This window comes from Kitasatospora sp. NPDC059146, from assembly GCF_042786665.1.
GTDB lineage: Bacteria > Actinomycetota > Actinomycetes > Streptomycetales > Streptomycetaceae > Kitasatospora.
On record NZ_JBHZCY010000011.1, the window covers coordinates 99,895 to 112,940 of the forward strand.

Annotated in this window: 12 protein-coding genes; 8 read left to right on the forward strand and 4 right to left on the reverse strand. The window is 75.3% G+C overall.

Going from position 1 to position 13,046, the window contains the following annotated elements; genetic code table 11:
* Positions 1-81: 81 nt before the first annotated feature.
* Positions 82-2,040, reverse strand: a complete 1,959-nt coding sequence (locus ACFXPX_RS07405; protein WP_380640008.1) for an MMPL family transporter — start codon at positions 2,038-2,040, stop codon at positions 82-84.
* Between the two features lie 133 nt (positions 2,041-2,173).
* Positions 2,174-4,207, reverse strand: a complete 2,034-nt coding sequence (locus tag ACFXPX_RS07410) for an NHL repeat-containing protein (RefSeq protein WP_380640010.1) — start codon at positions 4,205-4,207, stop codon at positions 2,174-2,176.
* Positions 4,208-4,488: 281 nt separating this feature from the next.
* On the opposite strand from ACFXPX_RS07410, the gene ACFXPX_RS07415 reads away from it, so the two are divergent.
* From ACFXPX_RS07415 to ACFXPX_RS07435, 5 genes are all read left to right on the forward strand, one after another.
* The gene (locus tag ACFXPX_RS07415) at positions 4,489-5,331 is read left to right on the forward strand and encodes an SAM-dependent methyltransferase (RefSeq protein WP_380525331.1); all 843 of its coding nucleotides are present in this window, start codon (positions 4,489-4,491) and stop codon (positions 5,329-5,331) included.
* A 155-nt stretch (positions 5,332-5,486) separates the two neighbouring features.
* Entirely contained in the window at positions 5,487-6,050 is a 564-nt protein-coding gene (locus tag ACFXPX_RS07420; RefSeq protein WP_375896950.1) for a hypothetical protein, read from the forward strand.
* A 168-nt stretch (positions 6,051-6,218) separates the two neighbouring features.
* Positions 6,219-7,310: a VWA domain-containing protein gene (locus ACFXPX_RS07425; RefSeq protein WP_375896947.1), complete on the forward strand. Its 1,092-nt coding sequence runs from the start codon at positions 6,219-6,221 to the stop codon at positions 7,308-7,310.
* Between the two features lie 104 nt (positions 7,311-7,414).
* The gene (locus tag ACFXPX_RS07430; protein WP_380640012.1) at positions 7,415-8,230 is read left to right on the forward strand and encodes a hypothetical protein; all 816 of its coding nucleotides are present in this window, start codon (positions 7,415-7,417) and stop codon (positions 8,228-8,230) included.
* 106 nt (positions 8,231-8,336) lie between these two features.
* Entirely contained in the window at positions 8,337-9,179 is an 843-nt protein-coding gene (locus tag ACFXPX_RS07435) for a siderophore-interacting protein (RefSeq protein WP_380525334.1), read from the forward strand.
* A 38-nt stretch (positions 9,180-9,217) separates the two neighbouring features.
* Here ACFXPX_RS07435 and ACFXPX_RS07440 read toward each other — a convergent pair whose 3' ends face one another.
* Together ACFXPX_RS07440 and ACFXPX_RS07445 are read right to left on the reverse strand one after the other, a co-directional pair.
* Positions 9,218-9,895 carry a response regulator gene (locus ACFXPX_RS07440; RefSeq protein ID WP_380640014.1) on the reverse strand — a complete coding sequence of 226 codons (678 nt, stop codon included), beginning with the start codon at positions 9,893-9,895 and terminating at the stop codon, positions 9,218-9,220.
* Positions 9,896-9,906: 11 nt separating this feature from the next.
* Positions 9,907-11,127 carry a sensor histidine kinase gene (locus ACFXPX_RS07445; RefSeq protein ID WP_380640016.1) on the reverse strand — a complete coding sequence of 407 codons (1,221 nt, stop codon included), beginning with the start codon at positions 11,125-11,127 and terminating at the stop codon, positions 9,907-9,909.
* Between the two features lie 221 nt (positions 11,128-11,348).
* Here ACFXPX_RS07445 and ACFXPX_RS07450 point away from each other — a divergent pair, with 221 nt between their 5' ends.
* The 3 genes from ACFXPX_RS07450 to ACFXPX_RS07460 all read left to right on the forward strand — a co-directional run bounded on the left by ACFXPX_RS07450 (position 11,349) and on the right by ACFXPX_RS07460 (position 12,976).
* Complete coding sequence (locus ACFXPX_RS07450) at positions 11,349-11,513, forward strand: hypothetical protein (protein ID WP_380587480.1); 165 nt, start codon at positions 11,349-11,351, stop codon at positions 11,511-11,513.
* Positions 11,514-11,651: 138 nt separating this feature from the next.
* Positions 11,652-12,266, forward strand: coding sequence for a SigE family RNA polymerase sigma factor (locus ACFXPX_RS07455; protein ID WP_380525337.1), 615 nt, complete (start codon positions 11,652-11,654; stop codon positions 12,264-12,266).
* Complete coding sequence (locus ACFXPX_RS07460) at positions 12,266-12,976, forward strand: hypothetical protein (protein ID WP_380525339.1); 711 nt, start codon at positions 12,266-12,268, stop codon at positions 12,974-12,976. The genes ACFXPX_RS07455 and ACFXPX_RS07460 overlap by 1 nt, the downstream gene beginning before the upstream one ends.
* Positions 12,977-13,046 lie beyond the last annotated feature (70 nt).

The following is a 13,046-nucleotide window of genomic DNA, read 5'->3' on the forward strand; positions in this document are numbered from 1 at the left end:
GATCAACGCGGCGAACACGCTACCCATGTTACGCGCGGCGAAGTTCAACACCCGCGCGTTTATCTCAACCGCGTCCCCCACTTAGTTCGTGCTGCGCCCGGTGCGCAGCCAGGACTCGTGGACCCGCGAGAGCAGGAAGATCTCGTAGTCCATGCTCAGCCCGAAGACGATCGCGAACATCATCATCGGCACGTAGCTCTCGATCGGGACCTTCCCCGCGACCCCGAGCGCCGGCCCGCCCCAGCCCCACTGGAACACCGCCACCACCACCCCGTACGAGGCGGCGATCGACAGCAGGTTGAGCACCGCGGCCTTGACGGCGACCAGCAGGCCGCGGAAGACCGCCAGGATGATCAGGAAGGCCAGCGCGACCACCACCGCGATGATCAGGACCAGCCGGCCGGAGACGATGTCCAGGAAGTCGACCTGGGCCGCGGTGTTGCCGGTCACGTACGTCCTGGCGCCGCTGCCCGCCACCGCGTCGGGCAGCACGGTGTCCGACAGGTGGTTGACCAGGTCGGTGGTGGCCCGGTCCTGCGGGGCGCCGGCCGGGACGACGGTGGCGAACAGCACGGCGCCGTCCGGGCTGGTCTGCAGCGGGGTGGTGCTCGCCGCGCCGGGCAGGCCGGTGAGGGCCTGCTGCACGGCGCCCTGCACGCCGGCCCGCGACCCGTCCGCCACGGCGCTCTGGTCGACCACCACGGTCAGCGGCGCGTTCGCCCCCGGGCCGAAGGCCTGGGAGACCAGGTCGTAGGCGCGCCGGTCGGTGAAGGAGGTCGGGTCGGCGCCGTCGCCGATGTGGCCCAGCTGGATGGAGAACAGCGGGATCGACAGCACCCCGAGCGCGACCACCCCGGCGACCAGGTAGCGCCACGGGTTCGCCTCCACCCGCCGGGCGTAGCGGTGCCAGCTCCCGCCGCCCTCGCCGCCGCCCCCGGCCTCGGCGATCGGACGGCGCACGGCGAAGCGGTCCATCCGGCGCCCGATCAGCCCCATCAGCGCCGGCAGCAGGGTCAGCGCGCCGAGCACCGCCGACACCACCGTGACGGCGGCCGCGGCCCCGAGCTTGGCGATGAAGGAGATGCCCGACACCGACAGCCCGGACAGCGCGATGATCACCGTGCAGCCGGAGACCAGCACCGCCCGTCCGCTGGTGGCCACCGCCTGCCCGGCGGAGGCGACCGGGTCCACCCCGTCCATCAGGTTCTGCCGGTGCCGGGTCAGCAGGAACAGCGCGTAGTCGATGCCGACCCCGATGCCGATCATCGTGGCCAGGGTCGGCGCCACGGTCGCGAAGGTGGACAGCGCCGCGACCAGCCCCAGCGCGCCCAGCCCGACCACGGCCGCGATCAGCGCCGTCAGCAGCGGCAGCCCGGCCGCGATCGCGCTGCCGAACCCCACCAGCAGCACCACCACCGCCACCGCGAAGCCGATCACCTCGCTGGAGCGGTCGTCCGCCGCCGGCCGGGCCAGCTCGCCCAGCGGCCCGCCGTACTCCACCTGCACCCCGGCCTGGCGCAGCGGCGCCACCGCCGCGTCCACCCCGCCCAGGTAGTCGTGGCCCAGCAGCGCCGGGGTGGTGTCGAAGCGGACGGTGATGTACCCGGTCAGCCCGTCGGGGGCCAGCGGCCCGCCCGGCGGGGCGCTCTGCCCGGCCGGCGGCAGCGGGCTCTGCGCGCTGATCACGTGCGGCAGCTGCTGGAGCGCCGTGACGGTCTGGGCGATCTGCGGCTGGAAGCCCGTCAGCTGCTGGGCGTCGTGCAGCACCACCTGGGAGCTGGTGCCCGCGGCGGCCGGCTCGTGCGCCTGCAGCACGTCCCGGCCCTGCTGGGCCTGGGTGCCGGGCAGGGAGAAGTCGTCGGAGTAACTGCCGCCGACCGTCCGGTTGGCGGCCTGGACGCCGGCCAGGGCGACGATCCACAGCACGAGGACGAGTACGGAGTGGCGCGCGCACCACTCGCCCAGGCGCCGCAGCGCCGCGCGCCTGGCGGGCGGCGGCGTCGCGGCGGCCGGGGGGACACGGCGGGCGGACGGCGGCATGGACGGGCTCCCGGGGTCTCCTGCGCGCTGGTGCGCCGAACCGGCGCAGTGTTCCCCGCGGGCCGCCGCGGCCCTCCGGTACCGGCGGGTAGTCGCCCCACCGGCCGCCTCCCCGCCGCCGCCCACCGTCGGGTCAGGGCCGCCCGCCCCCGCCGAGCAGCGGCGTGCCCACCGGCGCCGCCGCCCCGACCAGCACCACCAGCTCGTGCCCGCCCGGGTTGGCCTGCACCGGTACGGTGCGCCAGTTGTTGGCCAGCCAGACGTTGCCCGAGGGGTCGATCTGCACGCCGGTGTTGCGCTCCAGCCCGTCGCTCGTGTACCCGGTGCCGGGCGGCGAGATCGGCTCACCGGTGCGCACCCCGGGCGGGCAGGCCGCCAGGTTGACCCCGCACAGCCGGGCGACGCGGTGGCCGCCGAAGTTGGCCACCCACACGGTGTCGTCCCCGTCCACGGCCACCCCCCAGGGCAGGAACAGCCCGCCGTTGGCGAAGGGCGCGGGCGCCGGTGTCCCGTCCGCCCCGATCAGGGTCACCGAGGCGCCCGGGCGCGGGCCGTCCTCGCCGCCGAGCGCGTCCGCCAGGTCGCCGGGGGTGCTGTCCCCGCAGGGCACCGGCAGGATGCCGCTGTTGCTCACCCAGGCGTTGCCCCGGCTGTCGGTGGCCACTGCCAGCGGCCGGCGCAGGCCCCCTCCGGTGACGGTCCGCTCCAGCGCGCCGTCGGGGCCCACCACCTGAACGCTGTCGCTGCCGTTGCCGCTCACCCACAGCCGCCCGGCCGGGTCCACCGCCGCGCCGAAGGGCTTGTGCAGGCCGGGCGTGGGGATCTCCCGGGCCGCGGCCCCGTCGCCGTCCGGGATCCGCGCCACGCTGTCCGAACCGCAGTTGGCGACCCACACCGTGCCGGCCCGGTCGGCGGCCATGCCCTGCGGCTGGACGATGCCCGCCCCGCGCCAGCCCGCGGGCGGCGACAGCGGTGTGCCGTCCGGGGCGAACTGGGAGAGGCTGCGCTCCAACGGCGTCGGATCGAGTGGGCAACCATGGCCCTGGAAACCGAAGTTGGCGACCCAGGCGCTGCCCCTGGCGTCCACGGTGATGCCGAAGCCGGCCCCGTACAGGCCGCCGCCGCGGTAGGGGGCGCCGGGGGCGTCCTGCCCGGTGGGGGTGAACTTGAGCACCGTGTCGCTGCCGCAGACCGGCACCGTCGGGTCCGGGCCGTAGCGGTAGTTGTTGCTGACCCAGGCGTTGCCGTCCGCGTCGAAGGCGATGTTGCCGGGGCCGTCGAGCTCGTGCCCGTTGCCCGCGTAGCGCAGCGCCACCGTCCAGGCGTCCGGCGCGGCGCCCAGCGCGGGCCGGTAGCGCTCGGTGGTGGCGGCCAGCGCGAACAGCTCGGCGGTGTTGCGGCCCGGGTCGTGGGCGATGTTCACGGCGGCCAGCAGCGTGTTGCGCGGCCGCTCGCCGCCCGGCGGCCGGGCCAGCTCCAGCAGCCGCCCGCAGGAGTCGCCGGTGACGCACGAGGCCAGCAGGTTGGCCAGGGAGTTGACCTCGGCCATGGTCGAGGTCAGCGCGCCGTTGGGCGGCGCGGCCAGCAGCGGGGCGATGCCGCCGGTGCCGGTGTCGGCCAGGTTGTGCGCGAGGGCGGCGGCGTTCGGCAGCCCGGGGGAGGAGCCCGCGACGCCGTCCGGGCCCGTGAAACGGGCCAGCGCGTAGGCCACGGCCACGGTGGTCCGCTCGTTGACGACCAGTTCGGGCGGCGCCCCGGCACCGCTGAGCACCGCGGCCAGCGTCACCGGCCCGCCGCCCGCCCCCTCCGGCGCCTCCCGGCCGTCCGTACCGCCCCGGTCCGTACCGCGCCCGTCCCCGCCCCCGCGGCCCGGCAGGTCTGCCAGCACGTACAGCACCGCCCGCGCGTCCCGCGGCCGCCGGTAGTCCAGGCTGAACCGCCCCTGCCCGTCACTGCGCCCCCGGGCCAGCACCCGCGGCCGCCCGCCCCCGCCCTCCCCGGCCTGGTACAGCGTCACCCGCGCCCCGCCCAGCGGCGCGTCACCGCTGCGCACCACCCCGCACTGCCCGGCCTCCTCCCCTCCGCCGGCCGGCGCGGCGTGCGCGGGCCCGGCGGCCAGCTGGGCCAGGAGGGCGGCGGTCAGCAGGACGCCGCGGTGTCGACGCATGGGGACTCCGTTCGATCGCAGGAGGTGACAGCAGGAGCTGACAGCAGAGGGGAAGGGGCCGGACCCGCCCGCGCCGGGGCACTCGGCGGGGCCGCCGCCCTCCTACCTGCCACATCCCGGGCCGCCCGTACGCGACCGGCCGCCGGACGCGGCGGAAAATGCCCGGGACGGCCGAGCCCCACCCGCCCCGCCGACTTCCCGCGCGACACCGGCGAGTTGGCTAGACTGCCCCGGCCCGGTGTGATCAAGAAGGGACACGAATGAGCATGGGGGGATCCTGGATGACCGCGACCGAGCCCGACCCCGAGCAGCCGGCGGCGCCGCAGATACGGCAGGACATCCCGCACAGCGCCCGGATGTACGACTACTTCCTCGGCGGCAAGGACAACTTCGCCGTCGACCGCGAAGCCGCCGAACGCGTCCTGACCGTCTTCCCCACCATGCGCACCGCCGTGCGGGCCAACCGCACCTTCATGCACCGCGCCACCCGCGCCCTGGCCCGGCGCGGCCTGCGCCAGTGGCTGGACATCGGCACCGGCATCCCCACCTCGCCCAACCTCCACGAGGTCGCCCAGGCCGTCGAACCCGCCGCCCGGGTCGTCTACGCCGACAACGACCCCGTCGTGCTGGCCCACTCCCGCGCCCTGATGACCAGCACCCCCCAGGGCCGCACCGCCTACGTCCACGGCGACGTCCGCGACCCCGCCGCCATCCTGGCCACCCCCCAGGTCGCCCGGACCCTCGACCTGGACCGGCCGGTCGTCCTGTCGATGATCGCCCTGCTCCACTTCGTCCCGGACCTCGACGACGCCCACGCCATCGTCGAGCACCTCCTGGACCCCCTGCCGTCCGGCTCCGCCCTGGTCCTCTCCCACGCCACCGCCGAACTCGACCCGCCCGGCGCCTCCAAGGTCCAGGAGATCTACAACCAGGCCGGCACCTCCCTGCGGCTGCGCCCCCGCGCCGAGTTCGCCACCCTCTTCGCGGGCCTGGACCTGCTCGACCCGGGCATCGTCCCCGCCCACCGCTGGCACCCCGACGGCACCGACGAGGCCGACCTGCTGCCGGCCGGCGTCACCGACGCCCAGGTCTCCTTCTACGCCGGCGTCGCCCTCAAGCCCTGACCGGGCGCCGGGGCCCGCCGACCCGTCAACACCCCGGCCTCCTCCTCCCGTCCGGGTGACGCCGGGCCGGTTCCCGCCCCCGGCCCGGCCCCGGTCCGCTCTGCTGGGAGCGGCCGCCCCGCCGCGGCCGTCGGCACCCGCCCCGGAGGAGTCCCGTGACCTCGCCCTGCGACCCCCAGTACGCCCCCGCCGGCGACGTGAGCGCGGCGCTCATGGTCATCGACTCCCGGCTCAAGGCCCTCTACGACGGCCGCACCGGCGCCGACCCCGCACACCGCGAGATGGTCGACCACCTCGCCGCCTCGCTGGGCCCGGACGGCTTCGCCGCCCTGCTGGAGGGCGCCTGCACCCTCATCTACCTGTACATGAACTGGCTGCGGAAGGCCTGCGAGGACCAGGGCAAGGACGTCATCGAGTACGTGCTGCCCAGCCTCCTGGCCACCATGCGCATGATGCCCCGCACCTTCCGCCCCGAGGTCGTCCCCACCATGGCCGGCCTGCTCGTCGCCGCCGCCGGCGACCTGAGCCCCAACCTGTGGCGCGCCCAGTACGGCCCCTGGACCGACGCCGAGATGAACCCCCTGGAAGCCACCGCCACCCTGCTCGCCGAGTACGTCAACCGCATCTGCGGCGACGACCGCGACTTCGCCACCCGCCTGATCACCGACGCCCTCTCCCGCGCCGACGACGAGGAGCAGGACGAGGCCGACGAGGCCTGACCCCCCGGCCGACGGCGCCCGCGACCCCGCCCGCCGGCGCCCGACGCGATGTCAGTGCCCGCCCCTAGAGTGGTCACAACGCTGGAGGGAACGCCGAAAGGCGCCGCGGGTGAACCCCGCGAGAGACTCCGGAAAAGCCTCGCAAGCGCGCCGGAAAAGGGGATAGCCATGTCCGCGAACAGGATCAAGCACAAGGTCAACCACGTCTCCCTCGTGGTCGACAAGTCCGGCTCGATGCGCCAGCACCAGGCCCAACTCGTCCGCGTCGTGGACGAGTTCGTCAAGGGCCTCCAGGAGGAGTCCGACCGCCTCGGCCACGAGACCCGGATCAGCCTCTACGCCTTCGACCACGAGGTGCAGAACCTGGTCTGGGACATGGACGTCAAGCACCTGCCCTCCCTGCGCGGCCTCTACCAGGTCGACAACGGCGCCACCGCCCTGATCGAGGCCGCCGTCAAGTCCGTCGACGACCTCAAGAACATCTGGGAGGGCTACGGCGAGCACTCCTTCCTCCAGGTCGTCGTCACCGACGGCGAGGAGAACGCCTCCGGCTGCTCCCAGAGCGGCCAGATGCACACCCGGATGAACGGCGGCCAGGGCGCCGCCGTCCTGCGCTCCTGGCTCGACCGCATCCAGGGCGCCATGGACGGCCTCCCCGACCACTGGACCTCCGCCATCCTGGTCCCCAACTCCCTCGCCAAGCGCACCGCCCAGGAGTACGGCTTCCCGGCCGGCAACATCGCCATCTGGGACGCCGACTCCAGCAAGGGCGTCGAGGAGGCCATCGGCACCGTCAAGTCCGCCGCCACCAGCTTCCTGCGCGGGCGCGAGCAGGGCGTGCGCGGCACCAAGAACCTCTTCGCCATGGGCCAGGACCTCGACACCACCCAGGTCACGGCCAACCTCGACGCCCTGGACACCGGCAAGTACATCCTCATACCCGTCGACGAGGCGTCCCCCATCCGCGACTTCGTCACCAGCTCCGGCCACCCCTACACGACCGGCTGCGCCTTCTACGAGCTCTCCAAGCGCGAGAAGATCCAGGGCAACAAGCAGCTCGCCGTCGCCGAGAAGGACCCGGCCACCGGCCGGATGACCGGCCGCGTCTTCTCCGGCCCGGCCGCCCGCCGACTCCTCGGCCTGCCCGCCGCGGAGGCCGTCGTCAAGCCCGGCGAGAACCCCTCCTACACCGTCTTCGTCCAGTCCACCTCCGTCAACCGCAAGCTCGTCCCGGGCACCAAGCTCCTCGTCCTGCGCTGACCACCGGCCCCGGGCGGCGACGGCGGCGGGAATCGGTTCGCCCGCGGAGCAGCCGCTGTGTCAGGATGCCCCGTCACTTCATCCGACCGGGGGGTCTCCTGACCATGCGCCGCTCCACCGTGCTCGCCGTCGCCGCCGCCACGGTCTCCCTCGCCGCCCTGGTGGGCTGCGACGACGACAAGGCGCCGACCGCCTCGCCGACCGCGCCGGCCACCACCGCCGGGGCCGCGCCGACCGCCACCCCGACGCCCACGCCCACGGCCACTCCGACGCCCACCGCCGCCGCGACCACCGCCACCGCCGTGGCCACGACGGCGGGCGGGGCGATCGACCCGGAGAAGGCGCTCGCGCTCGCGGAGGCGACCCCGTACGCGGCCACCCAGGACTTCACCACCGAGGCCGGCCCGCTCAACTCGCGCACCAAGGCCCGGGTGAACCTCAACGGCCCGGTCCGCTCCGGCCGGCTCACCGAGTCCATGAGCGCCGCCGGCGGCGACGTGGCCGGCGGCAGCGACACCCCGAACGTCGTCGTCACCGGCGACGGCACCACCTACATCCGCAGCGGCAGCAGCTGGCGCACCTCACCGCTCGGCGACCGGGTCGCCGACTACCACGGCTACGCCAAGGCGCTGCTGGCCCTCGGCCCGTCCGCCCGCACGGGCATGGAGGACTGCGAGGGCACGCCCTGCTTCCACCTCGCCGGCACGGTCGGCGTGGAGCAGGTGAAGCCCCTGGAGGCCGAGCAGTACAAGATCCTCAAGAGCAAGGGCGTGGAGGGCTTCCGGCTCGACCAGTGGATCGACGCCCAGGGCCACACCGTCCGCTTCGACCGGAAGACCGACCTCGGCGGCGTCCAGATCCGCACCCGCGGCACCTTCCGCGACTTCGGCCCGGTCGAGAGGATCGACCCGCCGCGCTGAGCCCCACGACAGCCCCGCCCCACCCCGGACCGGACGCCGCCTCAGAAGTGCTAACTTAGGCAAGCCTAACCAGGCAGCGCGACGACCACACGGCCCAGGGGGCACCATGGCAGAGCAACCGACCCGCCGGACACCGCGCGCCCGTGAGGCACGGGTGCTGCGCACCGAGCGGATCACCCCGCACATGGTGCGCCTGGTCCTCGGCGGCGCGGGGCTGGCGGACTTCGACGCCACCGAGTTCACCGACCACTACATCAAGGTGCTCTTCGCCCCCGAGGGCGTGGACTACCCCGAGCCCTTCGACCTCGCTCGGATCCGCGAGGAGTTCCCGCCCGAGCAGCGGCCGGTCACCCGGACGTACACCGTGCGGGCCTGGGACCAGGCGCTGCACGAGCTGACCGTCGACTTCGTGGTGCACGGCGACGAGGGCCTCGCCGGGCCCTGGGCGGCCCGCGCGCAGCCCGGTGAGACGGTGCGCTTCCTGGGCCCCGGCGGCGGCTACGCCCCCGACGCGGACGCCGACTGGCACCTGCTGGCGGGCGACGAGAGCGCGCTGCCCGCGATCGCCGCGGCGCTGGAGCGGATGCCGGCCGGCGCCGTGGTGCACGCCTTCGTCGAGGTCGCGGACGCCGCCGAGGAGCAGAAGGTCCTCTCGCCCGCCGGGGCCGCGATCCACTGGCTGCACCGCGGCGCGCGCCCGGTGGGCGAGGCGCTGGTCGAGGCGGTCGCCGCCCTGGAGTTCCCCGCCGGCACGGTGTCCGCGTTCGTGCACGGCGAGGCCGGCTTCGTGAAGGACCTGCGCTACCTGCTGCGCGTGGAGCGCGGCGTCCCGCGCGAGCGGCTGTCGGTCTCGGGCTACTGGCGGCTCGGCCAGAGCGACGAGGCCTGGCGGGCCGCCAAGCGCGAGTGGAACGCCCAGGTCGAGGCCGAGCAGGAGCAGACCGGCTGACCCGCCCCGGCGCCCCGGCCGCGGCGCCGCCGCCCGGGTCAGGTCAGGCCGTGCTGCCAGGCCCGGGCGGCGACCTCGACGCGGTTGCGGGCGCCGAGTTTGCGCTGGACGTTGCCGAGGTGGGTCTTGACGGTGGAGAGGGTGACGTGGAGGGTGGCGGCGACCTCGTCGTTGGTCAGCCCCCGGGCGACCATCGCGACGACGTCCCGTTCCCGCGGGGTGAGCGGCTCCTGGGGCGGGGGAGTGTCGGGGCCGCGGCGCCGGGGCCGCGCCGGCGGACGGGAGGCGAGGTCGCGCAGGAGCCGGGAGGCGACGGAGGGGGAGATCAGCGAGTCGCCCGCGGCCGCCGCGCGCACGGCCTCGATGAGCAGGGCGGGCGAGCAGTCCTTGAGGACGAAGCCGCAGGCGCCGTGGCGCAGCGCGCCGTGGACGTACTCGTCGAGGTCGAAGGTGGTCGCGATGACGACCTTGAGCGGGTGCTCGGCGTCGGGGCCGGCCAGCAGGCGGGTGGCCTCCAGGCCGTCGGTGCCGGGCATCCGGATGTCGAGCAGGCAGACGTCGGGGCGCAGCCGCAGGGCCTCGGCCACCGCCGTGCGGCCGTCCCCGGCCTCGGCGACGACCTCCATGTCCGGCTGGGAGTCGAGGATCATCCGGTACGCGGCGCGCACGGTGACCTGGTCGTCGGCGAGGAGGACACGGATGGTCATGCCGCCCATCCTGCCAGCTGTCACGAAGCGTGACGGGGGGCGCTTCGGCCGAGCGGGATCTCGGCGGCGACCTGCCAGCCGCCGACCGGGCCGGGCCCCGCGCTCAGCTCCCCGCCCAGCGCGTGCACGCGCTCGCGCAGGCCCGCGATGCCGAAACCGCCGCGGCCGCGGCCCGGTGACGGTTCGGCGGCGGGCCGGGGCGCGTCGTCGGTGACGCAGACCGTCAGGACGCCGGGGTCGCCGGCGGACAGCCGTACGTCGATGCCGGCGGTGTCCGCGCGGGCCGCGTGCTTGCGGATGTTGGTCAGCGACTCGCGGACGATGTGGTGGACGGCGGAGGCGATGTGGTCCGCCGGGGGCGTCGCGGTCAGCCGGGGGTCGAGGGTGAGGGAGACGGCCGGTCCGGCGGCGCGCAGTGCCGCGGCCAGGGCGGGCAGGGCGTCCAGGCCGGCGGGGGCGCAGAGCGGGGCGGGGCGGTCCGGGCGGCGCAGCAGCGCGACCATGGCCCGCATCGACTCGGTGGCCTGGGCGGCCGCGTCCTCGATGTCGGCCAGCGCCCGGTCCAGCACCTGCGGTGTCGGCGGGCAGCCCGCCGCCGTGGTGAAGCGCACCGCCTTGACCTGGGCGGTGACGGCGGTGACGTGGTGCCCGACGAAGTCGTGCAACTCGCGGGCGTACTCCAGCCGTTGGGCGTTCAGCCGGGCGTTCTCCTCCCGCCCCCGGGTGGTGTCGAGCAGCCGCAGGTACAGGCCGAGCACGACCGCCACCGGGGCGGCGAGCAGCAGGGCCGGCACGACGTACCGGCCCACGTGCACCCACTCGGAGCCGGGCAGCCGCAGGACGAGCAGCGGGGTGGCCAGCCAGGCGGCGGTGGCGAGCGGGAACAGGTGCCGGGGCGGCTGGTAGCGCACGGCCCGGGTGACGAGCAGCAGCAGGACGCCCATCTCCGTCAGGCCGAAGGTGACCTCGGGGCGGTGCCGCAGCTGGCCCGTGACGAGGGACAGGGCGATCGAGGCGGTCACCGCGGCCCACCCGGTGCGCACCAGGAGGCGGGGCGGCGAGAGCAGGGCCAGCAGGCAGAGCAGGCCGACCGCGACCGTCGCGAGGACCGTCGGCGCGAAGCCGGTGGCGAACGCCTCGGCGGTGACGGCGGCCGCGGTCGCGGCGGCGACCCCGATGGCCGGGCCGCGCCGCTCGGCGGCCCAGGAGGCGAACTCGGCGCGCGCCGGGAAGGTGATCATGGTCGTTCACGGTACGCGGCCCCGGGCGCCCCGGACCTCCACCGTTCGGCCGAGGCACCGCCCCCGGCCTCGGCCGAACGGCCGTTCCGCGCACCCCGCCCGCCCGGTGACGATCACTTGCACCACTTCCACCACTTCCACCACTTGCACCACTTCCACCGCCTCCACCGCTTCCACGGAAGCCGGACGCCCGTCCGGCCCGCCGGAAAGGACCCCGAACCGTGCACCGCCTCTCCCGCGCCCTGCGCCCCCTGTGGCGCGTCCCCGCCCTGCTGCTGGCCGACACCGTCGTGGCCGTCGCCGTGACCGTCCCCGTGCTCTGGGCCTACGGCCGCAACCGCCTGCGCCGGGCGGACCTCAGGAGCGGCGGGCGGGGGCGCAGGTAGCGGCAGCCGGGTGGCCGGTCGCGTGGGCCCCGGTCGGAGGATTCGGTTCCGGCGTGCAACCCTTGCGCCGTCGCGGCGGTGAGTAGGGCAGAGCGATGGCCCGGTCGGGCCGTCGCGCGGAACGTGAAGAGGAACTGGATGACCGCGAGGATACTGCCCGCCCCGGTGGAGGACCGGCCCCGGCCCGCCCCGCCCGCCGCGGGCGGCCCCGGCCTGCGGGAGCTCGACTTCGAGGGGTACGCCGCCTCGCGCTGGCCACGGCTGGTGCGCACCGCCTACCTGCTCACCGGCGACTACCACGAGGCCGAGGACGTCGTACAGGCGACGTTCGCGAAGGCCTTCCGGAACTGGCCCCGGATCAGCCGCCTCCAGGAACCGGACGCCTACGTCCACCGGGCCCTGGTGAACAACAACCTGAGCCGCCACCGGCGCCGCAGGGTCAGGCAGCTGCTCGTACCCGTCCTCCCCGAGCGGGCGCACACCCCGGGCGCCGACCACCGCGACGTCGAGGAGCGCTCGGTGCTGCTCCAGGCACTGGCCCAACTGCCCCAGCGCCAGCGGGCCGTGGTCGTCCTGCGCTACTGGGAGGACATGAGCGAGCAGCAGGTCGCCGAGATCCTCGGCTGCTCACTGGGCAACGTGAAGAGCCAGGCCAGCCGCGGCCTGGCGAAACTGCGCACCCATCCGGCGCTGGCCCCCTACGCGGGCGCCGGCGCTACGACGACCGACGGCACGAACGGAGACAACAGCTGATGGACACCGAGGACATGGTGCGCGGCGCCCTGCACGACGAGGCGTCCCGGCTCACGGTGGCCCACTGGTCCGCCGAGCCCGTACGGATCCACGCCCGCCGCCAGCGGCGGCGGATGGTGGTGGGCGCGTCGGCCGTGGCGGCCGCGCTCGCGGTGGCGGTCGGCACCGGCGCGGTGCTGTCCGCCCGGGACGGCGGCAGGGCCCTCGCCCCGGCCGCGGCCCCGGCCGCGCAGGCCCCGCTGCTCCCGGCGGGACCGGCCCCCGAGGCCGTCGTCGCCGAGCCCGGCCAGCAACTGCCGCTGGACCGCCCCGGCTGGTGGATGTCGTTGAAGGACCGGGAGATCTGCATCCACGACGCCTCCGTCCACGGCAGCGGCCCGGGCTGCGGCGGCTACTCCTGGGCGGCGAGCGCCACCACCGAGCTCACCATGCAGTACTACCGCAACCCCGCCCAGAACCAGGAGGGCCTGTACAACGTCGTCTACCACGGGCCCGGACAGGTCGCCCGGATGACCGTCGAACTCGACGGCCAGGCCCATTGGGCCACCGTCGCCTCGCTCCCCGGCACCCCGGGCTACGCCAGCGGCTACGCCTGGGCGTCCGCCCTCAAGCCCACCGGCTCCGAGAAGGGCCAGCCCCAGCCCCTCACCGGCATCAGGCTCGCCGCGTACGACGCCCAGGGGAACCTGCTGGCGAGCAAGACCCTGTAGCCCCGGCGGTGGGGGGGGGCGCCCGCGCCCCCCCGGGGGCCCCACCCCCCCCCCGCCCGGCCCCCCCCGC